Source organism: Staphylococcus haemolyticus (genome assembly GCF_006094395.1).
GTDB lineage: Bacteria > Bacillota > Bacilli > Staphylococcales > Staphylococcaceae > Staphylococcus > Staphylococcus haemolyticus.
In genome coordinates, this window is the sequence record NZ_CP035291.1 from 127,166 (window position 1) to 153,761 (window position 26,596).

26 protein-coding genes are annotated in these 26,596 nt (G+C 33.4%); 23 read left to right on the forward strand and 3 right to left on the reverse strand.

Annotation, left to right across the window (positions count from 1 at the left end; translation table 11 throughout):
- Nucleotides 1-119 precede the first annotated feature (119 nt).
- From panB to EQ029_RS00600, 4 genes are all read left to right on the forward strand, one after another.
- Nucleotides 120-938 (forward strand): 3-methyl-2-oxobutanoate hydroxymethyltransferase, encoded by an 819-nt coding sequence (gene panB, locus EQ029_RS00585; protein ID WP_011274510.1) that lies wholly within the window; start codon nucleotides 120-122, stop codon nucleotides 936-938.
- A complete protein-coding gene (panC, locus tag EQ029_RS00590) occupies nucleotides 931-1,782 on the forward strand; it encodes a pantoate--beta-alanine ligase (protein WP_011274511.1) in 852 nt (283 codons plus the stop codon). Before panB ends, panC begins: the two co-directional genes overlap by 8 nt.
- A gap of 6 nt (nucleotides 1,783-1,788) precedes the next feature.
- Nucleotides 1,789-2,172, forward strand: a complete 384-nt coding sequence (gene panD / locus EQ029_RS00595) for an aspartate 1-decarboxylase (RefSeq protein WP_011274512.1) — start codon at nucleotides 1,789-1,791, stop codon at nucleotides 2,170-2,172.
- A 212-nt stretch (nucleotides 2,173-2,384) separates the two neighbouring features.
- Complete coding sequence (locus EQ029_RS00600) at nucleotides 2,385-3,248, forward strand: hypothetical protein (protein WP_011274514.1); 864 nt, start codon at nucleotides 2,385-2,387, stop codon at nucleotides 3,246-3,248.
- A 28-nt stretch (nucleotides 3,249-3,276) separates the two neighbouring features.
- Here the strand turns inward: EQ029_RS00600 and EQ029_RS00605 are convergent, their stop codons facing one another.
- Complete coding sequence (locus tag EQ029_RS00605) at nucleotides 3,277-3,954, reverse strand: M15 family metallopeptidase (RefSeq protein WP_011274515.1); 678 nt, start codon at nucleotides 3,952-3,954, stop codon at nucleotides 3,277-3,279.
- A 200-nt stretch (nucleotides 3,955-4,154) separates the two neighbouring features.
- Here EQ029_RS00605 and EQ029_RS00610 point away from each other — a divergent pair, with 200 nt between their 5' ends.
- The 8 genes from EQ029_RS00610 (at nucleotide 4,155) to EQ029_RS00650 (ending at nucleotide 11,060) form a co-directional block, all read left to right on the forward strand.
- The gene (locus EQ029_RS00610) at nucleotides 4,155-4,994 is read left to right on the forward strand and encodes a MurR/RpiR family transcriptional regulator (RefSeq protein ID WP_235205230.1); all 840 of its coding nucleotides are present in this window, start codon (nucleotides 4,155-4,157) and stop codon (nucleotides 4,992-4,994) included.
- 13 nt (nucleotides 4,995-5,007) lie between these two features.
- A complete protein-coding gene (locus tag EQ029_RS00615) occupies nucleotides 5,008-5,310 on the forward strand; it encodes a PTS sugar transporter subunit IIB (RefSeq protein ID WP_011274517.1) in 303 nt (100 codons plus the stop codon).
- A 24-nt stretch (nucleotides 5,311-5,334) separates the two neighbouring features.
- Nucleotides 5,335-6,630, forward strand: a complete 1,296-nt coding sequence (locus tag EQ029_RS00620; protein ID WP_011274518.1) for a PTS sugar transporter subunit IIC — start codon at nucleotides 5,335-5,337, stop codon at nucleotides 6,628-6,630.
- A 15-nt stretch (nucleotides 6,631-6,645) separates the two neighbouring features.
- The gene (locus EQ029_RS00625; protein WP_011274519.1) at nucleotides 6,646-6,963 is read left to right on the forward strand and encodes a PTS lactose/cellobiose transporter subunit IIA; all 318 of its coding nucleotides are present in this window, start codon (nucleotides 6,646-6,648) and stop codon (nucleotides 6,961-6,963) included.
- Between the two features lie 294 nt (nucleotides 6,964-7,257).
- The gene (locus EQ029_RS00635) at nucleotides 7,258-8,346 is read left to right on the forward strand and encodes a DUF871 domain-containing protein (RefSeq protein WP_011274521.1); all 1,089 of its coding nucleotides are present in this window, start codon (nucleotides 7,258-7,260) and stop codon (nucleotides 8,344-8,346) included.
- 13 nt (nucleotides 8,347-8,359) lie between these two features.
- Entirely contained in the window at nucleotides 8,360-9,364 is a 1,005-nt protein-coding gene (locus tag EQ029_RS00640; protein ID WP_011274522.1) for an N-acetylglucosamine kinase, read from the forward strand.
- Nucleotides 9,365-9,505: 141 nt separating this feature from the next.
- The gene (locus tag EQ029_RS00645; RefSeq protein WP_011274523.1) at nucleotides 9,506-10,372 is read left to right on the forward strand and encodes a hypothetical protein; all 867 of its coding nucleotides are present in this window, start codon (nucleotides 9,506-9,508) and stop codon (nucleotides 10,370-10,372) included.
- Between the two features lie 136 nt (nucleotides 10,373-10,508).
- Entirely contained in the window at nucleotides 10,509-11,060 is a 552-nt protein-coding gene (locus tag EQ029_RS00650) for a DUF805 domain-containing protein (protein WP_011274524.1), read from the forward strand.
- A gap of 89 nt (nucleotides 11,061-11,149) precedes the next feature.
- Here EQ029_RS00650 and EQ029_RS00655 read toward each other — a convergent pair whose 3' ends face one another.
- Nucleotides 11,150-12,331 (reverse strand): DUF418 domain-containing protein, encoded by a 1,182-nt coding sequence (locus EQ029_RS00655; protein ID WP_011274525.1) that lies wholly within the window; start codon nucleotides 12,329-12,331, stop codon nucleotides 11,150-11,152.
- A 165-nt stretch (nucleotides 12,332-12,496) separates the two neighbouring features.
- Entirely contained in the window at nucleotides 12,497-14,104 is a 1,608-nt protein-coding gene (locus EQ029_RS00660; protein ID WP_011274526.1) for a MutS-related protein, read from the reverse strand.
- 296 nt (nucleotides 14,105-14,400) lie between these two features.
- Between EQ029_RS00660 and EQ029_RS00665 the strand changes: the two genes are divergently transcribed.
- The 11 genes from EQ029_RS00665 (at nucleotide 14,401) to EQ029_RS00715 (ending at nucleotide 26,486) form a co-directional block, all read left to right on the forward strand.
- On the forward strand, nucleotides 14,401-14,805 hold the full coding sequence (locus tag EQ029_RS00665; RefSeq protein ID WP_046464640.1) for a YjdF family protein: 405 nt from the start codon (nucleotides 14,401-14,403) through the stop codon (nucleotides 14,803-14,805).
- A gap of 220 nt (nucleotides 14,806-15,025) precedes the next feature.
- Nucleotides 15,026-16,315: an arsenite efflux transporter membrane subunit ArsB gene (gene arsB, locus EQ029_RS00670; RefSeq protein WP_057504703.1), complete on the forward strand. Its 1,290-nt coding sequence runs from the start codon at nucleotides 15,026-15,028 to the stop codon at nucleotides 16,313-16,315.
- A 495-nt stretch (nucleotides 16,316-16,810) separates the two neighbouring features.
- Nucleotides 16,811-17,512 (forward strand): NAD(P)H-dependent oxidoreductase, encoded by a 702-nt coding sequence (locus EQ029_RS00675; protein WP_016930541.1) that lies wholly within the window; start codon nucleotides 16,811-16,813, stop codon nucleotides 17,510-17,512.
- Between the two features lie 215 nt (nucleotides 17,513-17,727).
- Nucleotides 17,728-19,122, forward strand: a complete 1,395-nt coding sequence (locus EQ029_RS00680) for a YfcC family protein (RefSeq protein ID WP_053030727.1) — start codon at nucleotides 17,728-17,730, stop codon at nucleotides 19,120-19,122.
- 356 nt (nucleotides 19,123-19,478) lie between these two features.
- Nucleotides 19,479-20,258 carry a (S)-acetoin forming diacetyl reductase gene (locus EQ029_RS00685; protein WP_053030726.1) on the forward strand — a complete coding sequence of 260 codons (780 nt, stop codon included), beginning with the start codon at nucleotides 19,479-19,481 and terminating at the stop codon, nucleotides 20,256-20,258.
- A gap of 239 nt (nucleotides 20,259-20,497) precedes the next feature.
- Entirely contained in the window at nucleotides 20,498-20,737 is a 240-nt protein-coding gene (locus EQ029_RS00690; protein ID WP_011274531.1) for a hypothetical protein, read from the forward strand.
- 151 nt (nucleotides 20,738-20,888) lie between these two features.
- A complete protein-coding gene (locus EQ029_RS00695; protein ID WP_037537465.1) occupies nucleotides 20,889-21,416 on the forward strand; it encodes a YfiT family bacillithiol transferase in 528 nt (175 codons plus the stop codon).
- A gap of 134 nt (nucleotides 21,417-21,550) precedes the next feature.
- Complete coding sequence (locus EQ029_RS00700) at nucleotides 21,551-22,585, forward strand: SDR family oxidoreductase (protein WP_037537466.1); 1,035 nt, start codon at nucleotides 21,551-21,553, stop codon at nucleotides 22,583-22,585.
- 180 nt (nucleotides 22,586-22,765) lie between these two features.
- Nucleotides 22,766-24,376, forward strand: coding sequence for a xylulokinase (locus EQ029_RS00705; RefSeq protein WP_057504680.1), 1,611 nt, complete (start codon nucleotides 22,766-22,768; stop codon nucleotides 24,374-24,376).
- A 32-nt stretch (nucleotides 24,377-24,408) separates the two neighbouring features.
- Complete coding sequence (locus EQ029_RS00710) at nucleotides 24,409-25,689, forward strand: MFS transporter (RefSeq protein WP_037537468.1); 1,281 nt, start codon at nucleotides 24,409-24,411, stop codon at nucleotides 25,687-25,689.
- Between the two features lie 14 nt (nucleotides 25,690-25,703).
- Nucleotides 25,704-26,486 carry a glucose 1-dehydrogenase gene (locus tag EQ029_RS00715; RefSeq protein ID WP_037537472.1) on the forward strand — a complete coding sequence of 261 codons (783 nt, stop codon included), beginning with the start codon at nucleotides 25,704-25,706 and terminating at the stop codon, nucleotides 26,484-26,486.
- Nucleotides 26,487-26,596: the final 110 nt, after the last annotated feature.

The following is a 26,596-nucleotide window of genomic DNA, read 5'->3' on the forward strand; positions in this document are numbered from 1 at the left end:
CAGAAAATGATATGATTTTATATGGAAGTTGATATATAATATTGAGTTGAAATAATGGACTAGCAATTTATAAAGTTTTGTTTAAAAATGTGGACATAAATAATAGGAGTTAATTTAAAATGAAAAATTTAGCAAAATTAGTTGAAATGAAACAAGACAAAACGAAAATTTCGATGATTACAGCATATGACTTTCCAAGTGCCAAACAAGCACAGGATGCAAATATAGATATGATTTTAGTTGGTGATTCACTTGGAATGACGGTACTAGGTTATGAAACGACAACACAAGTGACATTAGAAGACATGATTCATCACGGCAAAGCGGTACGTAGAGGTGCTGATGATACTTTTGTAGTAGTGGACTTACCAATTGGCACAGTTGGTGTAAGTGATGAACATGATTTGAAAAATGCGATAACACTTTATCAGGAAACGAATGCTAATGCGTTAAAAGCAGAAGGTGCACATTTAGTTAATTTCATTAAGAAATCAACACAAATTGGAATACCAATTGTAGCGCATCTAGGATTAATGCCACAAAGCGTTGGTGTTATGGGCTATCGTTTACAAGGTAGTACGAAAGATGCGGCTGAACAATTAATTCAAGAAGCTCATGCAGTTCAAGAAGCAGGCGCAGTGGCTTTAGTATTAGAAGCGATTCCAAGTGACTTAGCTGGTTTAATTAGTGAGCAATTAGATATACCCGTTATTGGTATTGGAGCAGGAAAAGACACAGATGGTCAAGTATTGGTTTATCACGATATGTTAAATTATGGCGTTGATCGCTATGCTAAATTTGTAAAACAATTTGGCGATTTTTCAGTAGGAATTGATGCCATTAAACATTATGACGAAGAAGTTAAGGCAGGGACTTTTCCAGCTGAAGCCCACACATATAAGAAAAAGATATTGAATGAGGTAAACAGCAATGACTAAAGTGATTCAAACCGTATCTGAGATGCAACAAATTACACAGGAATTGAAGAGTACAGGTAAAACGATTGGCTTCGTTCCAACGATGGGAGCCTTACATGAAGGTCATTTGAGTATGATGCGTCGCTCAGTTGAAGAGAATGATATTACTGTGATTAGTGTATTTGTAAACCCTCTACAATTTGGTCCAAACGAAGATTTCGATGCCTATCCACGTCAAATTGATCAAGATGTAGCCTTAGTTGAAGCAATTAATGTTGATTATGTATTCCATCCAGCAGTAGAAGAAATGTACCCAAACGAGCTAAGTGTCACATTAAAGGTAGGACGTCTAGCGGAAGTCTTAGAAGGTGCACAACGTCCAGGTCATTTCGATGGTGTAGTTACGGTCCTAAACAAGTTATTTAATATTGTGAGTCCTAATAAAGCATACTTTGGTAAGAAAGATGCACAACAGCTCGCAATTGTTGAAAAAATGGTAGAAGATTTTAATCATCCAATTCAAATTGTAGGTATTGATATTGTACGTGAAGAGGATGGACTTGCACGTAGTTCGCGAAATGTATATTTAACTGACGACGAGAGACAAGAAGCTGTTCACTTGAGTAAAAGTTTGGAAATAGCTCAAACATTGTATAAACAAGGAGAACGACGTAGCCATATTATTGTTGGTGAGATTAAGACATATTTATCGGAACATACAAGTGGTCATATTGATGAAGTTGCAATTTATAGTTACCCTGATTTAGAAGTTGCGACAGAAATACAAGGACAAATTTTTATATCTTTAGCTGTTAAATTCTCGAAAGCACGATTGATAGATAATATAATTTTAGGAAGTGAATAGTAAGTTATGATTAGAACGATGATGAACGGTAAGATCCATAGAGCACGTGTGACTGAATCAAATTTAAATTATGTTGGAAGTATTACGATTGATGCCGATATCTTAGACGCAGTCGATATTTTACCTAATGAAAAGGTAGCCATTGTAAATAACAATAATGGTGCTCGCTTTGAAACATATGTTATTGCTGGTGAACGAGGTAGTGGCAAGATTTGTCTTAATGGTGCAGCATCTCGATTAGTTGAAGTTGACGATGTGGTGATTATTATGACCTATGTACAATTAGATGAACGTGAATTAGTTGACCATGCGCCTAAAGTGGCTGTTATGAATGAAAAGAATGAAATTATTCAAATGATTCATGAAAAAGAAGGAACAATAATCAAATAAATAAGTGTGACGGCAGTCTAAAATAGTAAAATTGATTTGATCCGGTAGCTTAAAAGCTATCGGATTTTTGTGTGGGCTATGTATCAGAGTGTTATAAACATTACCTAAATTTATAACATTTGTATAGTATAATAATATTATATAAAAGTGTTATAAGATTAGAGGGATCTTTAATGAAAAAATTTCTATTACTTAGCACCACGTTTATGTGAGTGTTAACAGCTTGCAGTACACATGAACCATCTAAAGAAAATAAAACGGAATTTCATACGAAACTAACGGATACTAAGACAACAAAAGACAATAAAAAACAAGACAAGGTTGACAATAAAAAGAAAGATGAAGAAAAAAACAAAGATATTATACCTAACTTTTCTGAAAAGGAAAAATTGGCTTTAGCTTTTTGCGTCGACCATGTTGACCAATATACATTAACTAAAAATGAAATTTTAACTGGATTTTATTTAGCTATAGCACCAGCTGGGGAGTATCATTATAAATTAGTCGATTTCACGTTAGTTAAGCATGATAAACCTGTTGCAAACGCGCCAAAAGATATGCATTTTTATACTGTATATCCTGATAAGCGAAATTTTGTTGCAATCATCGGTGTGAATAATGAGAAGATATTCTTAGGAGGGACGCAAGCTGCAATCATTGATTATAATGAATTAATGCAACATGGAAGAGAAGTAAATTTAAAAGATGTCTATTTAAAAAATAAAAATAATAAAGCATTGCCAGAATTAGTAAGTAAAATGCATATTGATAATAAGTATTCTGACATTAGTTATGATGAGAATGGAATCTCTTATAAACAGTTGGAGAGATTGGGTGGCGTAGGATTACATCTTAGAAATCAAATCTATCAAATTATTGCAGATTTTGAAGGTGTTAGTTTAACAGATTCAGGTTATTTGTGGGAAGATGTGAAGTTACTTAATTCAAATGGAGATTGGTCGGTACAATATCGCAATCAAGATGGAGAAATCGTTGGTTCTTATAGAAATATGAATGACAAAATTCAAAAGCTTGATGCTAATGGAAATGTAGTTAAAGAAAAAAAGGTTAAATAGTATATAAAAACGCTCAGAATGCAATAAATTAGCTTTCTGAGCGATCTTTATATCTAACATATTCCTCTAAGGCTTGGCCAGAGTGTTGTACTTTAGCCGCATTGTTTTTTCCTAGGTAACGCAAATGCCACGGTTCATATTGGTAGCCTGTGATCTGTTCTTTACCTTTTGGATAACGGATGATAAAACCATAACGATGGGCATTTCGCGCAATCCATTGTCCTTCCTTTGTTTCTCCAAACTGTTCACGTAAATTGCAAGCTGATCCAATAGCACCCACATCATAACTTAACCCACTTTGGTGCTCGGAAGTGCCAGGACGTGCACTATAACGATCAGCGGCTTGCTCGCCATCACGCGCAACATATTGATTGTATAGATTCACTTGTGTTTCATAACTTCTAAATCCACTAATCTTATAAAGACTCACACCATCTTTTTCTGCATCAGTAAACATTCGTTGTAATGCACGTTGTGCTTTAGGTTTCTCACCAGGATTGTAATCAGATGGTAGTTTAGTTGTTTTATTAACGATTAAAATGCCGTCATAGTATGTTCTACCGTTTATGACTTCCTTTTTCTTTTGTTCATTGCCAGTAGTTTTAGTCGATGCATTACGATCATGCTTATTTTCTACGTCTTGTTCAAAGTTACAAGCACATAAAATTAAGGTGCTCAAAATTAAAATTGTAAGAAACTTCTTCACAATATAATTCCTTTCCAAAAATATTTTAATATCATATTATTCATCACAATGTAACATTAGCATAAAAATACAAATGTATTAAGACGAGATATAACAATATTAAATATAAATTAGATTTTGACAAATGTAATAATATTTTGTAAATTGTATTTGAAGTGAAATATTATTCTTTTTAGAGGTGATGTTTATTGCATGGTAGTTTGATTATTATTGAATCATCTTTAAGCGATTTAAATCCCTCGGAACGTAGAGTTGCAGAGTATATTCTTGAGCATCCAGATGAAATTATTAATTATTCTGTACAAAAACTAGCAGACCTAACAAACGTCAGTGTGGCAACGGTTGTTAGGTTATCTAAAAAATTGAAATGTAAGGGCTTTCAAGACTTAAAGCTAAAAATCGCTTATGACTTAAACGAACCGGGGAATATTCAACGTGGTTATGCAGAAATAGATAAAGATTATTCAATTGAAGAAGTTACGCAAACTGTATTTCATAACAATACTAAGACTTTAAGAGATACAGAAAGAATTTTATCAACAGAAAATATTAAACATGCTTTTGAATTAATTGTTAATTCGAGAAAAACATGTATCTATGGTATTGGGGCTTCAGCACTTATTGCACAAGATTTTAAGCAAAAACTAACACGTATCGATTATTGGTGTGATGTCGGAAGTAGTTTTGATGAACAAGTTACTTTAAGTGCTAATCTTTCTTCAGAAGATGTAGTAATTGCTATATCAAGTTCAGGTCAAACTAAAGATATAGTTAATTCTACTCAGTTAGCTAAAGAGAAAGGTGCAAAAGTAATTTCTATAACGAAATATGGTGATAATCCTATATCTAATTTATCAGACGTACAGCTGTTTGTTAGTTCTTCCGAAAAAGCAAAAAGAAGCGGAGCGATGAGCTCAAGAATTGCAATGTTAAGTATCATTGATATTTTGTATATTTGCATTGCTAGTAATGATTATTTAAGCAACCGTCAGAAACTAGAAAATACAAGAAAAGCTATAAAAAATAATAAATTCAAATAGAGGAGTGTTTTAAATGAAAGTAATTATGGTTTGTTCAGGTGGAATGTCAAGCGCAATGGTTGTTGACTCAATAAAGAAACAAGCAGATAAGGAAAATTATGATCTTGAAATTAAAGCGGTCGGATCAGAGGAATTTGAGAATCAAATTGAAAATTACGATTTAGGGCTAGTTGCTCCACAAGTTAAGCATCGTTTAGATAAGTTTAAAAAGATGGGAGATGAAGTTGGGAAACCAGTTGATGTAGTTGATCCAATGGGTTATACACCAATAGGTGCGCCTAAAATTTTAAAACAAATTAAAGGATACGATAAATAGTATAAATGTTTGGGAGATGGTTTTATGCAAAAGTTATTACAATGGCTTGAAAAAGTATTAATGACACCAATGGCAAAAGCATCTGAGCAAAGACATTTAGTTGCCATTCGTGATGGTATTATTGCAACGTTACCATTGATTATTGTCGGATCATTCTTCACTTTATTTGCGTTACCACCAATACCCTATTTTGCAGATTTAGTACAACCACATGCTGAGAAGATAATGATCGCAAATAGAATGACATTAGGTTTAATGGCTTTATATACAGCGTTTTGTATGGGGTATAATTTATCAAAATCATACAAAATGGATGGTCTTTCAGGTGGTTTACTTTCATTAGCAACCTTTCTAATGATGAATATTCCATTAAATTTAGATGATAAATTAGCTAAAAAAGATGCTGTTGGATATGTGTTGCCTATGGCAGATTTAGGAGGTTCTGGTTTATTTGTAGCTATCATTTCTATGATATTTGCAGTAGAAATAAGTCGATTAGTTATTAAATCAGGTTTTACTATTAAAATGCCGGAACAAGTTCCTAGTTCAGTTGCCAGATCTTTTGAATCTTTAATTCCAGCAACTTTAGTTATTATCATTTCATGGTTCGTTCGTGTGATTTTAAATATAGATTTAAATAAGATTGTTAACATGCTATTTGAACCGCTTGGCAAATTTGCAGGCGATTCATTATTAGGTGCTTTAATACCAGTATTCTTTATTGTTCTTTTATGGGCTGCAGGTATACATGGTGTTGCTGTTATGGGTGCTGTTTTCCAACCGATTTGGTTCTCGCTTTTAGATCAAAACATAGATGCTAAGGCAGCTGGAGAGCAACTTCCTAATATAGTTGTAGAACCGTTTTTCCAATGGTTTGTTTGGATTGGAGGAGCAGGTGCAACGTTAAGTCTATGTATATTAATGGTTTTCTCTAAATCAGAGTATCTTAAAAAAGTAGGGAGATTCTCAATTATTCCTAGTATATTTAATATAAATGAACCTCTAATTTTTGGGACTCCATTAGTAATGAATCCTATTCTAGCTTTACCATTCATATTTATTCCTTTGGTTTTAACGACGATCACGTATTTTGTTTTTAAATTAGGATTAATTGCAAAAATCACAATTTTAGCACCATGGACATTACCGGGACCTATCGGTGCATTGTTTGCTACTAACGGAGATTGGAAAGCACTGATATTAGTATTAATTAATTTACTTATTGCAATTGTGCTTTATTATCCTTTCTTTAAAAAATATGAGCGTGAAATGTTAGCTCAAGAACAAAGTCTTAATGAAGATTCTGCAGAAAAAGAATAGGATGGGTGACTTGTTATGGAAAATAAAAATGAAACAGAGATATTTGAAATTATTGCACATGGAGGAAATGCGAAAAGTTTAGCTTATGAAGCATTAAATAGTGCTGCTGAAGGAAACTTTGAAGAAGCAAAAAAACTTTTAGATGAATCAGAGCATGAAATGGCGGAAGCTCATAAAACACAAACACGTTTAATTCAAGATGAAATTAATGGTGAAAAAGTTGATACTTCGCTATTAATGATTCATGCACAAGATCATCTTATGACAGCATTAAGTGAAAAAAGTTTAATTGAGAAGATGATTGAACTATATAAAAAGTTAGAAGAGAAGTGATATTCTATGAGACTTTTGTATATATTAGGTTTATTAATTTTATTAGTTTTTTGCCTTAAGCTATCACAATTGATTATTAGGAAAGTAGCGATTAACAGATGGCTACTATTGGTAACTATGCCATTTATCATTGCTATTCCAATTTTGATTTTCGATGAAATTAATACATTCGGATGGATAACTATATATTTTTTGATTACATTCAATAGTATTTTATTTTTTGAAAAATCAAGACAATTACTTGAAAATAAAAAAATTAAAGGTGTTATCTACAAATCTGAGGAGGGCAAATAAATGCATCGATTAGGTATCTCAATTTATCCTACACAATCTGACTTAGAGATGATGAAAGATTACATTGATAATAGTGTGAGATATGGTTTTAAACGAATATTTACTAATTTGCTATCAGTGAAACAAGAAGAACGTGAAATTTTTGAAAAGTTTAAGGAAATTGTTAAATATGCCAATAAGAACGGTATGGAGGTCATAGCTGATATTAATCGGGAAGTGTTTAAAGACCTTCAAATAGATAATTTAGATTTAACATTTTTCGATCAATTGGGAGTTTCTGGAATTCGAATTGATTCAGGTTTTTCAGCACAAGAAGTAGCAAAAATGACTCATAATAAGCAAAATATGTTTATTGAATTAAATATAAGTACGAGTGCAACATTTATTAATGATGTTCTAAATTATAAGCCTAACAAAGACAATTTGATTGGATGTCACAACTTTTATCCACAGCAATATACAGGTTTATCATTTAATCATTTTCAAAAAACATCAGAATCATTTAAACAACATCAATTGACGACTGCAGCATTCGTGACATCTCAACATGGCAATATAGGACCATGGAAGGTAATGGAAGGTTTACCTACATTAGAAGACCATAGAGATTTGCCGATTGAAGTTCAAGCGAAGCACTTATTAATGACTGGGCTAATTGATGATATTATTATAAGTAACGCTTATGCTACCAATGAAGAGTTATATGCATTATCCAAGATTAATTTATCAATGCCTACACTCAATATAGAGTTAAATCCTGATATTTCAAATTTAGAAAAAAAGATTGTTTTGGAAGAAGAGCACTTTAATCGTGGCGATGTCTCAGACTATGTTATTCGCTCAACAATGAGTAGAGTACATTTTAAAGATAGAGAATTTCCACTACATAATACTTCTAAAATTGAAAAGGGAGATATTTTAATTTGTAATGAAACTTATGGTCATTATAAGGGAGAAATGCAGATAGCACTTCAAAATATGGAAAATAGTGGTGTGAAAAATGTTATTGGTAAAATTACTGAAGATGAACATTTTTTATTAGATTTAATAGAACCTTGGCAATCTTTCGTGTTGAATGTGAAAGAATAGGATTGATTTAACAATGAATATTAATAAGAAATATTATATTGGTATTGATGGCGGAGGAACAAAAACGGCAGGTGTGATTGGTAACAACTATGGAGAAATCGTCGGGTATACTATGGCTGAATCTACAAATATACAGGTTAAAGGGTTAGATTCTGTTAAAACGACATTAATGAATATGATATCGATATTAAGAAAACAAGCTAAGATAGAGTTAAATGATATTAACACTATATATTTATCTCTAAGTGGTGCCGGGAGAGAATTAGAAAAAAACTTAATCATTAAATCATTGGAAGAGTACAAATTGCATAGGATAAAAGTTATTGTTGAAAATGACGCCATATGTGCTTTGGCATCGGGTACATATGGAGAGTCCGGTATTGTACTTATAGCTGGTACTGGATCTATATCATATTGCTATAATAAGAAAACAAATGAATTAAATAGAGTTGGTGGATGGGGATATGTACTAGGTGATGAAGGTAGTGGATATGATATAGGTAGGCAAGCACTTGTTGCAATAATGAAAAGTTATGATGGAAGAGGTAAGTCTACTCAATTAACTGAAGCACTTAAAAAACATTTAAGTCTAAGACATGAAACAGATATAATTCCATACGTGTATCAAAATTTAGAGATGCGATCAAATATCGCTTCATTAGCAAAAGTAGTTTTTGAAGTTGCTCGAAGTGGTGATGATGTTGCTATAGAAATTATTAATAACAGTATAGATTCATTGATTGAGTTAGTTAAGGGTGCGTTTCTTTCAATTGATAAAAAACAATATAAACCACCTATCGTATTATGTGGAGGTCTATTCTCTAATCTTGAGTTTAAAGATAATGTTATTATTAAGTTGAAGAAGACATATCCAAGTAATGAAATTATAATACCTAAATTCCCACCCGTAATTGGAGCTTATGTATTGTCTTTAATAGAAAATAATCAGAATAAATTTACTCGAACGATTCAACAAGCTGTTGAAAATAGTTGGAACGACATTAATAAATTATATTAAAAAGAGTGCTCCAAAAATTATAATGGAGCACTTTTTTTGCAAGAAATACTTTCAAATAAGTATTTACAAAGTACACTTTTATAAATAAAATATAGTATAATTAATTGATTTTAAAAATGCAAATTATATGAGGAGACATAGATGAAGAAACTATTATTTATGTGTGGGGTGTTTTTACTTTTACTTGCAGCTTGTGGTTCTAATGATGGTTCCAAAGAAGATAGCGCTAAAACGAAATCTAACGCGGAACAAACAAAATCTAAGAAGTCTAAAAAAGAACAAAAGCTGGAAAAGGAAGTAGCAAAGCTATCTGAAAAACAAAAATTAGCACTTGCCTTCTGTGTGGAGGATGTTGACCGATATACATTGACTAAGAATGAAATTCTAACTGGAATTTATGAATACAAACTTGCGACTGGAAATAAAAACTTTAAACTAGTTGATTTCAAACTTGTGAAGTACGATGATAGTATCAAAAATGCTCCAAAAGGTATGAATCTCTATAATGTATCACCTAATAAAGGGAACTTTGAAGCATTAATCGGAGTTAGTAACGATAAAATCTTTATCGGACGCATGCAATCTGGTTCATTAGATTACAAAGATTTATTAGGAAAAGGTAAAGAAGTAAAACTAATTGATGTCTATAAAGCGAATAAAGACAACAAAGCTTTACCAGAATTAACGGATAAGATAAATATTGTAGATAGTTTATCTAATAAAGATAAGGAAAATAATAATCCATTATCTGCTGAATACTTAGAGAAGTCAGGAACAGTAAATACACATTTCCGTAACCAAGTGTATCAAATGATTTCGGATTTTGAAGGTATTGCGGTAGGTAAGACCAACTATTTATGGGACGATGTTAAAATGGTCGGTCATAGTGGCGATTGGATTGTGAATTATCGAAATAAAGATGGCGAAATTTTAGGTACATATAAAACTAAAAATAATAAAATTATTAAGTTAGATGCTAACGGTAAAGTCATTAAGCAAGAAAATTAATAAGTTCAAACCCAAGTTCTCAGGTTAATTAAATTAGACTGAGAACTTTTTTATAGGGTTTTATAATTATGCCAGTATGATACGATAAAGGTAAGGGAAAGACGGCAATTAAAATTACGCAAAGGAGTTTATGCTTATGAATCCAAAAGTAGGTTTTGGCGAAGCATTTAAGTTGTTTTGGAAAAATTATTTTAATTTCAAAGGTCGTTCAAGACGAAGTGAATTCTGGTTTATGCAATTATGGCATTTAATCTTTTATGGACCCGCTCTGATTCTTTATATTATGGCATTAATCATGATTATGTTCGCAGCAGGGTTTCAATCTGAAGGCTTATCAATTTTAAGCGTAGTTATGTTAGTTATCACAATCATTTATATGATTTTATACGCAATTATTACATTCATTCCTAATTTAGCGATGACAGTCAGACGATTCCATGACACTGATCGTACGATGTTTATTCCTATCTTATCAGTTGTATTAGGTGTGATATCTTTTATTGTGCAATTGATTTGGAATATTAATGACCCCAATGGTGAAAATGGTTGGGCACTGTTATTTATTCTCCTATTTTCCCTAGTACAATTTGCTGTTTCAATCTACCAAATAGTAATCACATGCTTAAATAGTAAATTTAATAAAAATAAATATGGAGAAAGCCCTAAATTCAAAGGACATTATGAATAACCCAATGTTCTAATTCAATATGCTTAGCAACATAAATTAAGGTTCAACGTGCAGTTAATGATTAACCACATTGAACCTTTTTATTATGTCTATTTACGTTTACCTACATGCCATTTCCAATATGTGAACATGCGCAGGAGATATTCTAATGGACCGTATCGGAAGTATCTTTGATGCAATGTTGCTAATAGTACTAAAACTATATAGATAATTACGAATAAAATGCTTGTGTAAATGAGTATATCTTTGCCAAATAATCCTAGACCGTAACTATAGAAGATGAGTGTACCAATGATACTTTGACTAATGTAAATGGTAAGAGATATTTTGCCGGCATTTTCCAAACCTTTAAAAATTGGATGCGTCTCATAACGTTGGTATAAATATTTAAATAAACTCATGTAACCTAAGGATAAAATCGGTCCAAATATAGCTACAAGCGTACCTGAAATAGCCTCGTTATCCAACCAGAGTATGGTTGATTTGGCAAAAATAGATACTGGAATAAGGTATATAAAGAGTTTCGACGTCCAAAAGTGTTTCGCATCTTTCTCGAACCATCCACATCTAGAAAGGAAGATACCTAAAGTGAATAATGGTACTTCAAAAAGTATAGCTACCAAGAAGATAGCACCTTTATTATCGCCTAATTGATCTTCTAATTTTGCAAATTTTGGAGATGTCGCTATATCATCTACGTGATGAATATCATTATAGCTACCTTCTGTATAAATCTTTTGCACTTTATGAATATACGAAGAGGAATCATATTTGTCAGATGATGTAGACGTTTGTGAATCATCAAACATAGACCAAATACCCATGACGAGCATGAAAGAAATAATTACAATATTAAACCATTTGAAAGCTTTGGTACTTAGTGAAATAAAAGGTATTACACATAACATAGCTAAACTATAAGCCAATAATATATCGCCTTCCCATATGTAACTTGCATGGATAAAGCCTAAGATAAGTAAGAAAATGGCACGACGTAACAACTTTAATCTAGGCCGTGGCAATCTTTTCAATTTCATAGACTGATACAGTTTATCCATTGAAAAGCCGAAGAGTATTGCAAAAATAGGTAAAAAACTTTCTTCAACAAGTATGATGATAAGGTTGAATATTCCTTGGTTTACAGGACTTAAATGGAAATGTTCGATGTAGTCTTTACCAGATAAACTAAATTGAAATATAAGTAGATTGGCAAGAAATATACCTAATAAGCTGAACCCTCTTAAACTATCAGCAATTGTAATTCGTTTCATAATGTCACCTCAATACTCACAGTAAACAATAATGATAAAATCTATCATAATTTTGTCTTAAATCTATCTTAAATCATCAACTCAACCATAAAGAAGTGGGTCGACAAAATTATAATTTAATCTCATCACCCTACTTATATTGATAATGTTTTACATGAAACAATGTTAATTCAAATCTTTAACCTGATCCTTGGCTCGTTTGTAGATTTTGTTAGGAAAGTTAGTAATTCGCAACAATTCAATTGCATTTCTCGTATTCGCTTTACCTTTTTTAATCTTGTAATCAAAGTGGATTTCATCGTTTTCAATCGTTTCATTAAAGTGAAAGTTTTGATAATTGTCCTTTAATAATTCTGAAAGTTCGATATCATGTGTCGCTGCTACAATTCTGTACTCTGGTTGATGATTCAAATATGATAATACAGATTCTGATGCTGCAATACGTTCAGTTGTATTCGTACCTTTAAAGGTTTCATCGATGAAGCAGTATACTGGCATATGCGTCTCTATATCGAATAGACGACGAATAGATTTCAACTCAGCCATGAAGTAACTATCGCCTGACAGAACATCATCGGCATTGGCCATTGACGTATAAACTAAGCCGGGACGATAGCTAAACGCATCCGCCGTCGCAGTTTCTATCGTTTGTGCAAGAATAAGGTTAATTGCTAAAGCTTTCATAAATGTTGATTTTCCTGATGCATTCGACCCCGTTAGTAGAATATTGTGGTTAATGTCGAGGTCGTTTGGGACTGCATTTTCCAGTAAAGGATGAATCAAATTAGTGAATGTTAATGTTTGCTCATTTGAAAAGGCAGTCGGCTCACAATAAGTGTCTAATATGCGTCGATACATGGCTAATGAATAGTGATTGTCTAAGGTGCTGACATAGTCATAGCAGGCCATCACCTCGTCTTGATATCGATAATACGTATACTGGATGATATGGAAGAGGAAATAATCTACCATGAACGCCATCTTGAGTAGCATAATAAATGCGCCACCAATATCTTGATCTCCCACTTTGCCTAGTAGACCACTAAATAAACGTGCCCCTTTAAAGTGACTAAAGTTCGTATTAACTTCTGGTGTGCCTTTAATTTGGTCGAGATGATAACCTTCCTTAAGGACTTTCGCGGTATAGAATAATGACTTTAAATCTTGATCATAAGTACGTTTCAGTGTACCGGATAATACAATATTTAATAGAATCGAAAATAGGGTTATAAGTACTCCAGTTGATGGAGAAATGAAACAAATAATGAGTCCAATAAATGGTATAAATGGACAAATCATAAATAAATTATTTCGCTTTATTGCTTTGAGTTGATCAGGGAAGATAGGGTACACCACTTTGCCAATAGAAGCGAGATGATAAGATACATTGACCCTAAATGTTTCATCATTATTAAATTGGTCTAATAGTTGTTTGTTATTGACCTTAAACATATTGCGTAATGTGGCAAACCAACGCATCTCTCCAATAGCCGTGAAGTTAAAATTGCTACGATGGAAGATTTCTTCCATATTTAAATCTGACCATGTTTTATCATCGATGAGGTTATTATGTTGGTCACGTTTGAGTTTGAATTGATAATCGAAGCGGGAATTTGGACGTATGAAGTTCTCAATAGGCTTCTTATTACGCCAAAGTGTATGTATGTGGTTGATCAATTTCCTCCTGTCTACTATTGTCACAACAACATTTACAATCAAGCCTAATATGATAATACCGATTACCAATAATGCATAAGTCTGATAAATATTCATAACTAAACTCCTTATAAAAATTAAATCATCTACACAATTATTTCATAATTTTATGCAATTAACAAAAGTAGATAATATAAAAAAATTTCACTTCATACATAAGATATTTGTACATATTAAATGATTAAATTTTTAATTGATTCATATTGGTTTCTTAGTGTATATCAGTTATGCTTATAGAGAAATGTAAAAACACAATTGGGTTGGTAGTCCCAATGCAAATGCAATCATTTGTCAGTAACCTTCCTCCTCAGGTCGTCCCTCATTTCAAGTTATATTTAGAGGAGGGACAATCATTGGAATTATCAATATTTCATGATGGTCAGTTTTTCATAGGATTGGTTGAATATAGGGAAAAAGATAAGGTTAAGTTGGTGAAATTTACCTTTGGAACTGAGCCTAATAGTGCTGAAATTTTTAATTTTATTTATGATCATTTAGATGAATTGATGAATCAGACGAAAGTTTCCATTGAAAAAAAGAAACCCAAAAAAGTAAATCCTAAGCGTTTACAAAGGCAAGTTGCTAAAGAACAGAAACAACCTAAAACTTCAACTTATGCTCAAAAAGCAATCAAAAAAGAGCAAGAAATGAAAAAAGTACAGGGTAAAAAGAGTAAGAAATTAAAGAAAGAACAGGCGAAAGCACGCAAACGACAGCTTAAAGTTCAAAAAAATAAGCAAAAGAAAAAGGGACATTGAATCTCGCGAAAATAGGATCTCAAACATTTTATATGTATGAGGTTCTATTTTTTATTTAATAATTCGCCTCATAACTTTGCTACATAGATTTCACATCATAGCTCATGATATGCTTATTGATGACATAGGAGGAATTGACTGATATGAAAGACAAATATATATCATCTATAACTCATTTTTCACATCGTCATCAACGACACTTTGTAGGTGAACGTTTATGATGACTTTTTTAGCCATTCTCATTTTTGTTATTACTTTGATTTTTGTTATTTGGCAACCTAAAGGACTAGATATAGGAATTACTGCTGTTGTAGGCGCAGTTTTAGCGCTTATTACTGGAGTTGTTGGTTGGTCTGACATCGTGGAAGTAACAGGTATCGTTTGGAACGCGATTTTAACATTTGTCGCTGTCATCTTGATTTCACTTATTCTGGATGAAATTGGTTTCTTTGAATGGGCTGCATTACATATGGTTCGAGCATCTAAAGGTGACGGTTTCAGAATGTTTGTTTACATTATGCTCCTCGGTGCGATAGTGGCAGCATTTTTTGCGAATGATGGTGCTGCACTTATCTTGACGCCAATCGTTTTAGCGATGGTACGTTATCTTGGATTTAGTAAGAAAGTGATCTTTCCTTTCATTATCGCAAGTGGCTTTATCGCTGATACAACGTCGTTACCTTTTACGGTAAGTAACTTAGTGAATATTGTTTCTGCGGATTACTTCAACATTGGATTTGTTGAATATTTGAGTCGTATGTTAATACCAAATATATTCTCACTTCTAGCAAGTATCATTGTATTATGGATTTATTTTCGAACATCGATTCCAAAGACCATTGATATTCAAAAGGTTCAAAGTCCTGGTGCCGCGATTAAAGATCAGAAACTATTTCGCATATCTTGGCTTGTTTTAGCAATACTATTAATAGGTTATCTTGTCAGTGAGTTTATACACGTACCAGTGTCTCTGATTGCTGGAATTGTCGCTATTATCTTCCTACTCTTGGCACGCCAATCAGATGTTGTTTCTACTGGACAAGTAATCAAAGGTGCGCCATGGAATATCGTGATTTTTTCATTAGGTATGTATTTAGTTGTATTTGGACTTAAAAATGTTGGCATTACAACCATATTAGGTCATATATTTGCATCTATATCTGCGCATGGCTTATTTACTAGTATTATGGGCGTAGGTTTTATTTCTGCAATTTTATCATCTATCATGAATAACTTACCGACCGTTTTAATTGATGCGATAGCAATACATCAATCTCAAGTGACAGGTATCCTTAGAGAAGGTATGATTTATGCGAATGTAATAGGGTCTGACTTAGGTCCGAAGATTACACCTATAGGTTCATTAGCCACTTTATTATGGCTTCACGTTTTAGCTCAAAAAGATGTCAAAATATCATGGGGCGTTTACTTTAAAACAGGAATAGTCATTACGATTCCAGTACTCTTTTTCACGTTGCTAGGACTATTTCTTACATTACTCATTTTTTAAAAGGAGAAAATCATAATTCGCAATGGGAATAACAGTTAGGCATTCATACGTATCTTTTGAGAATAGACAAACATAGGGTTTAAATTTTTTGATACTATTTTAAAGTATATTCAAGAGAAGTTAGATTGCTCACCATCCCAAAATGTTAATGTATAAATCGACCATTCAAACAGTTAATTGCTAACTTTTATACACCGTGCAGTCTAACCTCATTGTAATATAAGGCTTAGATATATACATAGTTGAATATACATATTTCGCCACTATTAATTGGAAGTATACTCTTTAAAGATAATTGATTAGTTTAGCGAGAATAACTTAAGTGAGGTAACGGATATTTCGTCTATGATTCGTCTATCTCACTTTTTTACGTTTATAGAGTGGATTTGTAAGGACAACATGCTAATTACATTTAAACGAGCATATATGTTTGTGATAAAAGAAATTCATAGTATCTTGAACGTATAAGTATTCCAATTCTATTGAGGTGAGAATGTGAAATCATTAATTGTATATGCCCATCCTGAACCAAAGTCATTCAATGGTGCATTAAAAGATAAAGCTGTAGAAACATTAGAAGCACAAGGTTATGAAGTTAAAGTTTCGGATTTATACGCAATGGATTTTGATCCAGTTGCTAGAAAAGAAGATTTCAAAAACTTAACAGATCCTGAATTCTTCAAATACGCAGTCGAACAAAAAAATGCATATGATAACGATGAATTAACATCAGTGATTAAGGAAGAATTTGAAAAACTGTTATGGGCAGACTTAGTTATTTTCCAATTTCCACTATGGTGGTTTAGTGTTCCAGCCATACTTAAAGGTTGGTTTGATAAAATCTTTATGTTTGGTGGCATTTATGGCGGAGAATACGACCGTTATGACAAAGCCCGATTAACAGATAAAATAGCCATGATCTCAACTACGACTGGCTCACCCGAAGGAAGCTATGCTGCAAATGGTTTTTCAGGAGATATTTATGAGCAAGTATTATTCCATATTAACCATGGTATGATTTATTTCTCTGGTATGACACCATTAGAACCATTTATTGCTTATCAAGTTAGCCATAGCGAAGAGGTAAGACGTGACTATCTTGAACAATTAGCTGAGAAATTAAAACATATCGATGACATTCCTAGAATTCAATATCATAAATTAGAAGATTTCGATGATAACGGACAATTAAAATAGACGTTTTTGAAATACAAGCATCATCAAAATGAATCATTTATTCATTTTGGTGATGCTTTTTTAATTGTAAGTATTTATAGGTCTAACCAGCGCTGAAATGACGAAAATAATAAATGTAATTTAAATTGTAATCGTATATCAGCTGATAAATAGGGTATGATGTATATAATCATCTGATGAGATACATTCTATTCTATTTAAGGTGTTGATGAGTTATGGAAGAAAAGAAGCATAAGAAATTTAAGTTTAAGACGCCTCATACATATGCTTTATTAATGTTTGTTATTTTTCTAGCTTGGTTATTAACTTACATTATTCCAGCTGGTGAATATGCGCGTGAAAAGAAAGGAGATCAAACACTTGTCGTTTCAGGGACTTACCATACTGTGGAATCGGTAAACGTCAACTTCCTCGAAATATTCAGGTCAATTCCTGAAGGACTAATCAGTGGCGGAGAAATCGTATTCTATATATTTCTAGTAGGTGGTGCCTTTGGCATTATTCATAAGACGGGTGCTTTCGAAAATGGTGTAAACAAAGCAATGAGAATGTTAGGAAAGGCCAATTTCCTAATGATTCCATTGACGATGACAATATTCTCTATATTAGGATTTACAATTGGATTAGCAGAAGAAACAATTATCTTTGTTCCGATTGGCATTATAATCGCTCGGACATTAGGTTACGACGCCTTAACAGGTGCTGCAATGGTTATTTTAGGTGCTGCCAGTGGTTTCAGTGGAGGTATGTTAAATCCCTTTACAGTTGGTGTGGCACAAACCGTTGCTGAATTACCAATGTTCTCAGGCTGGGGTTTACGTACAATTATCTATTTATTTATCTTAACTGCAGCCATTTCTACAGTTATGTTATATGCACGTAAAGTGAAGAAAGATAAGTCAAAAAGTATTGTGTATGAGCTAGAAAAAGAAGAAGGTCATATTACTCAAGAAATCACCTATCAACATTTTAGTAAGAGACAAGCAGCTAGCTTACTTATTATAGTTGCTACAATTCTATTTAACGTATTTGGCATATTTGTATTCGATTGGACGTTTAATGAGATGAGCGCCAATTTCTTACTTGCTGGTATTGTTGCAGGTTTAGTAAGCGGACTTGGATTAAATGGTACATTTGACGCATTAATTGAAGGAATGCAGAACATTTTATTTGGCGCAATGATTGTTGGATTTGCTAAAGGAATCGTTGTTATTTTGGAAAATGGTAAAATCATCGATACGATTGTCCATGGCATGACAACATTGCTATCAGATGTACCAGCTTCATTTGTTATTATTGCTATGTTTATATTACAGTTCTTACTTAATTTCTTTATACCATCTGGATCGGGTCAAGCATTAACAACAATGCCATTAATGGTACCAATATCAGATTTACTGCATATTAATCGTCAGTTAACGGTACTCGCTTTCCAATATGGTGATTCAATCAGTAACATTTTATTCCCAACTTCAGCAATCTTAATGGGAGCATTAGCTGTTGGACGAATTACTTATACTCAATGGATAAAATTTGTGTGGAAGTTGATACTATTATGGGTAATCATTTGTGCAGTAGCGATGTCGATTGCGCTTATAATTGGTTATTAAAAATTGCACAAGAAGCATTTGTAAATTTGTTTAAAGGTTTGACGGGTAAGACTGACGCTTGTCTGAAGTTAGTGGGAAGTAAGTCTAACAAACACTGTCATAACAATAAAAAGGCGGGTTTCTAAATAAATAGGGATGATGCCTTTATGGGATACTTTTTATTAATCTTCATATTTTGCAACAATAACTCATAAGGAAAAAACAATGAACACAATATATTAGTATTAATTAATTATTTAATATCTGAATCAAATCAATCTTATAAAAGCACCAATTATTATTCATAAAATGTTCAAATCGTTAATATATAAAAGTGATAATATAATAAACGAATAATGTTTTAAGAGGTGTTTTTTATGAGTAATACTAAAAAAGTTGCAGTAGTTACAGGCGCGGCACAAGGGATTGGACTCAAAATAGCAGAACGCTTATTTAAAGATGGTTTTAGTGTTGCACTTGTAGACTTTAATGAAGAAGGAGCTAAAAAAGCGGCTGCTTCATTAAAAGCAGAAGGACAAGAAGCGATTGCATTTAAAGCAGACGTTTCAGACCGTGAAAATGTCTTTAATGTATTACGTAGCGTTGTAGAATATTTCGGTGAATTTAATGTATTAGTTAATAATGCTGGTCTAGGACCAATGACACCTATCGACACGGTAACACCTGAGCAATTTAGCCAAGTTATTGGCGTTAACATTGGTGGTGTCTTTTGGGGAATCCAAGCTGCATTAGAACAATTTGAAAAATTAGGTCATGGTGGTAAAATCATTAACGCTACTTCTCAAGCAGGGGTTGAAGGCAACAAAGGTTTATCTTTATACAGCAGTACTAAATTCGCAGTGCGTGGTTTAACTCAAGTTGCTGCGCGTGATTTAGCAGAAAAAGGTATCACAGTTAATGCATATGCACCAGGTATCGTTGAAACTTCAATGATGGAAGGTATTGCGATTAAATTAGCTAAAGAAAATAATCAACCTGAAGAATGGGGTTGGAAACAATTTACTGATCAAATTACATTAAAACGTTTATCTAAACCAGAAGACGTTGCTAATGTTGTGAGTTTCTTAGCAGGTAGTGATTCTGATTACATCACTGGACAAACAATTATCGTTGATGGTGGTATGAGATTCCACTAAGAATAGGCGATAAAATCAGTAAGTATTTACCGATTGTTTAATTTATTATTTTATCAAGCCCATTACTTTTAGCATAAGACAATAGCATAAAACATTTTGAAGTGGTTTGCACTAGCATAAGTGTGAGTCGCTTTTAACTTTAGTTAAAAAGATGTGTCAATTTTGTTATAAAAATTTTGCTCAATTCAAAATAGTTTTAGTATATAATACTGTGTAACACCAATTGAAAGGAGCAACTTATGAACTTAAATAGTATTAATTTAGTTTCAGGGATTTTATGCTTATTATCATTTTTATTAGTAGTTTCTATCATGTTTACGAGCATGTTCTGGTTTCTTCCAGGATTGTTTGTGATGTTATTAGCTATTATTGCAAATGTCTTAGGCATCTTGAAAGGCAATAAAGCCATAAATATTACAATGTTAATCTTAAATATTGTATTTTTAGTTATTTTCTCAAGTCCTTTATTATTAGCTTAATTTTTTGAGGAAATCATATACATCTTAAATTTCCAGAGGAAGTGGGATAGAAATTAATGTAATGATTAATTTCTATACTCACTTCTTTTTTATTTATCCTTAATAAGGGTAGATAGAAGGTATAAATAAAGATAGCTAAGGGGGATTTATAATGGATGTAAGATTTCCAATAGGAGAATTTGAAGCGCCAACGAATTCAACATTAGTTGATGTGAAACAATGGATGAGTGAAATTGCAGCATATAGTGATCAGTTAAAGGAAACGGTTAATCAATTAAGTGATGAGCAGTTAGAACGTCGTTATCGAGAAGGAAGTTGGACAGTTAGACAATTAGTGCATCATATTGCAGATTCTCAGATTAATTTGTATGAAAGATTGAAAATGGCACTGACTGAAGATGGCGTAACAGCGTTCATGTTTAATCAAGAGCGTTGGGCAGAGTTGCCAGACTCTAAATTACCTACGCAAGTTTCAATTACTATTTTAGAGGGACTCAACCAACGCATTGTAGAGATGGGAAATCATGTTACTGAAGGTGAATTAAATAGTTCTATCAAGCTATCAGATGGTAGCAATGTACCGGTTTCAGAATTGCTTGCCAAGTTATCATGGCATGAGCGTCATCATTTAGAGCACATTAAGATTGCATTATCCGACCAAGGCGTATCAAAAGAGTAGTAAATACAGTTATAAAGTTGAGCATCTACAACTTAAGAATGAACTTTTTCAAAGGCAAGTGTTATTCATCATACTGATATGATAAAACTGTTATAATCTGTACCTACCAAGAGAAAGATAGGGGAGGAAGTTTCATGAAGGGACAAGTTTTAGTAACTGGAGGGACAGGTTTTTTAGGTTTACGTATTGTCGCGGAATTATTAAAGCAAGGTTATGGTGTACGTGCAACAATTCGTTCGTTTTCTAAGAAAGATACTATTTTAGAAACACTAAAGACACAAAATATTGATACGCAAAATTTAGCATTTGTTGAAGCGGATTTATCTAAAGATGATAACTGGGAAGATGCTATGGAAGATTGCACCTATGTGATGAGTGTAGCATCGCCTGTAGTGATGGGTAGTGTCAGCGTAACTGATGAACAATCGATCAATAAACAAGCCGTTGAAGGTATTCAGCGTATCTTGAGAGCTGCCGAGAAAACGAATGTGAAGCGTGTAATAATGACTGCAAACTTTGGCGCAGTAGGATTTAGTAATAAAGATAAATCTAGTGTGACAACAGAAGAACATTGGACTAACCCAAATGAAAAAGGACTTTCTGTTTATGAGAAGTCTAAATTAATTGCTGAGCGAGCAGCGTGGGACTTTGTGAATGCTACTGAAAATCACATTGAGTTTGCGACAATCAATCCTGTTGCTATACTTGGACCATCATTAAATCAACATATGTCATTAAGTTTTCAATTTGTAGAAAATATTGCTAGTGGCAAAATGAAACGAATCCCTAATATACCAATGAATATCGTGGATGTCAGAGACGTTGCACAATTACATGTTTTGGCAATGAAAACGCCAGAAGCAAATGGTAAACGTTTTATCGCCACTGCAGATGGACAAATTTCTATGCCTGAAATCGCACAATTAATTAAAAAAGAACGCCCTGAATTAGCAAGTAAAGTTTCAACTAAGACTATTCCAGATTTCGCAATTAAGCTAGGCGCTAGATTTAATAGTGAAGCACAAGAAGGTAAGTTATTACTTGAAATGAATAGAAATGTTAGTAATCAGCAAGCACGAAACGTTTTAGGTTGGACGCCAAGTTACACCCAAGAAGAAGCCATTCTAGCATCTGTTGATTGTATGAGAGACTATCACATTTTAAAATAAACATAATTGAATAATACATTTAAGAAAACACCTTTATCTTCATTGTTGTAAATGGAAGATAAAGGTGTCTTTTTACTTATAAAATTAGAAAACGCTTACTTTTCTCTTGTTTCATGAAAAATACATATGCTAGGATAAGTCTATGATAACGTTTTCATAATAAAAAAATAAGGTGAAACGATGAATAATACACAAATCAAACAATTTATTGAAGATGGTCATTTAACAGTGGGTATTGAGTTCGGTTCAACGCGTATTAAAGCAATTGCGATTGATGACCAATGTCAAACCCTCGCAACAGGTTCATTCGAATGGGAGAACAGTTACCGTAATGGTTATTGGACGTATTCGATGAACGATGCATGGGTAGGCATTCAAAAAGCATATGGCGCAATGACTCAAGAGTTAAAAGATAAATACGATGCAACCGTGAAACAACTTGCTTCTTTAGGTATTAGCGGTATGATGCATGGCTATTTACCGTTTGATGACAATGACGATTTACTCGTTCCATTTAGAACGTGGCGTAATAACAATGCTAATAAAGCAGCTGAAATCTTAAGAGAAGATTTCCAAGTAAATATTCCTGAACGTTGGAGTATCGCACAACTTTATCAATCTGCATTGGATCAAGAAGCACATGTTGAGAAAGTACGTTATATGACGACACTTGCCGGATACATACATTGGTATCTAACTGATGAGAAAGTATTAGGTATCGGAGATGCGTCAGGTATGTTCCCAATTGATAGTGAAACACAGGACTATCGTGACGATATTATTCAACGCTTTAATAAGAAGTTTTCTGAAAAGGGTTACACACAAGATGTTAGAGATATCTTACCTAAAGTAGTTGTAGCAGGGGAGTATGCCGGACGTCTTACTGAAACGGGTGCGAAATTAGTTGATCCAAACGGTGAGCTACAAGCCGGATGTCCATTATGTGCACCTGAAGCGGATGCAGCTACAGGTATGGTAGCTACAAATAGTGTTGCACCAAGAACTGGTAATATTTCAGCAGGTACAAGTATCTTCTCGATGATTGTCCTTGAAAAACCAATCAAAGATGTCTATCCAGAGGTAGATATTGTTACAACTCCAGATGGTTACGAAGTAGCAATGATTCATGCGAATAACTGTACATCAGATATAAACGCTTGGGTCGATTTGTTTGGAGAAGTATTTGAAACAATGGGAGTTAAATACGATAAAGGTGAATTGTTCACCAAATTATTTGAACGTGCCTTAAAAGGTGACGAAGATTTAGGTAAGTTATTGTCATATGGTTATATTTCTGGTGAATTTATCACAGATGTACAACATGGTTATCCAATGCTTGTACGATCAGTAGACAGTAACTTTAACTTAGCTAACTTAATGAAAACACATATTTACAGTGCTTTCAGTACGTTGAAGATTGGAATTGATTTATTAAAAGAAAGAGAAAATATTCATATTGATTCAATGTTTGGTCATGGTGGCATCTTTAAAACTGAGAAAGTTGCGCAATCATTCTTAGCAGCTGCTATAGACAGTCCTGTTCGTGTTATGCAAACTGCAAGTGAAGGTGGCGCATGGGGTATCGCAGTATTGGCGAGATATATGATTGAAACAAAGACATCAAATTTAGCAACATATTTGAATGACTTTGCGTTTAAAGGAACAGAATCAATGACAATCGAACCAACTAAAGATGAAGTTGCAAGCTTTGAGCAATATACAGAACGTTTTAAACAAGGCATTCCACTTGAACGTCTTGCACATGAACAATTTAATTCAGAACAAAAATAATGAATAAAACAAAGGTAGAAAGTGGGATTAAAATGGCGAACGAGATAGAAAAACGAGAACGTCAATTTCTAGGATTGCCTATGGTATTAATATGGGGATACATTGCCGTAGCGATCTTTATGACCGGAGACGGTATGGAGCAAGCATTTTTATCTAAATATATTATGAGTCTTGGCTTTGATAATTCTGAAGCCGGCAATGTCTTAACCGTTTACGGTTTAGTCGTAGCTATCGCTTCATGGTTATCAGGTGTGATGGCTGAGATTTTCAGTCCAAGACGTGTGATGACATTCGCGTTTATTATTTGGATGATATTCCATGTTGGATTTTTAGTCTTTGGTCTAGAACAACAAAACTATGCCATGATGATGATTATGTATGGTATTCGTGGTTTAGCTTATCCAATGTTTATTTATAGCTTTGTCGTATGGATTACATATTCTTCACCAAGTTATAAACTAGCTTCAGCAATGGGTTGGTTCTGGGCAATGTATTCAATCGGTATTGGAGTACTAGGTTCATATTTACCAAGCTTTTCAATTCCAATCATTGGTGAAATGGGTACTTTATGGTCATCATTAATCTTCATCTTAATTGGTGGATTAATCGCAATGTTCTTAGTTAAAGATAAAAAAGGTGAAGATGTCGAAGCACAACGTATGACTAAGAAAGAAATGTTAAGAGAATTTGGCCGAGGTATCACAATTCTTAAGAATAAGAACGTTGCAGTTGCCTTTGTCGTAAGAATCATCAACCAACTGTCATTATTCGGATTGGTTGTATTCTTACCACACGTTTATACGGCAGATTTCGGATTCACTACGTCAGAATGGTTACGTGTTTGGGGCTTAATGTACATTATTACAATCTTCACTAATTTATTCTGGGGTATTATGGGAGATAAAATTGGTTGGGTACGCCAAGTACGCTGGTTTGGCTGTATTGGTATGGCCGTTTCTACGTTAGCGTTCTATTATTTCCCTGCATGGAGTGGACCTAATATATTCGTGACAACTTTAATTGCACTGATGTTCGGCTTCGCTGTTGCTGCATTCGTTCCAATGTCAGCCATCTTCCCAACGTTGGTACCTGAACATAAAGGTGCGGCAGTGTCCGTACATAACTTAGCAGCTGGTCTAAGTAATTTCCTAGGTTATGGACTTGCAAGTGTCATGCTTATATTCGCCTCAGCTGAAGTAACGATTTGGGCATATGCAGTGATTTATGTATTAGGCTTTGTTCTTACATTCTTTATGAAAGTACAACAGCCTGGAAGACAAGTAAAAACAACAGTTAATACACAATCAAATTAAAAAGGATGATGAAAATGACAAACATTATTGATCAATTTAAAGTAAACGGTAAAGTAGCAATCGTAACAGGCGGTGCCATGGGACTAGGTAAAGCTATGGCAGAAGCATTAGCACAAGCAGGTGCAGATATTGTTATTGCAGACATTAAATTAGATTTAGCTCAAGAAACAGCAAAAGCAATTGCAGATAATGAAGGCGTCAAAACGACAGCATTAAAAGTAGATGTTACAAATCCAGAAGATGTTAGCAAAATGGTAGACGACGTCGTGAATGAGTACGGTAAAGTTGATATCTTAGTAAATAATGCTGGTATGACAATTAATGAAAAAGCAGAAGACGTCTCTTACGAAAACTGGTTAAAAGTAATTAACTTAAACTTAAATGGTGTCTTCTTAGTAGCACAAGCAGTAGGACGTCAAATGATAAAACAAGGTTATGGTTCAATCATTAATACATCATCAATGTCAGGACTAATTGCCAATAAACCACAAGAACAAGCATCTTACAATGCATCTAAAGCAGGCGTTATCATGTTAACGAAAAGTTTAGCAATGGAATGGTCAAAATATGGCATCAAAGTAAACACAATTGCACCAGGCTACATGAAAACAGCATTAACTGAACCAATGTTTAATACTGGTGGTGAAATGATCGATTATTGGATGGGTGCGACACCAATGGGTCGTCCAGGTGAACCAGAAGAATTAGGTGGCATTGTTGTATACCTTGCATCTGACGCTTCATCATTCGCACAAGGTAGCGTATTTACAATTGATGGTGGTTACACTGCATTATAATTATATTTGGAAAAGTGTAAGATGAGTCTTTGCAACTTTTCATTATTAGTGAAAAGAATTTTTTTTAGAAGTTTTAATAATTCGATGATATGCATCTCAACTGTAGGATG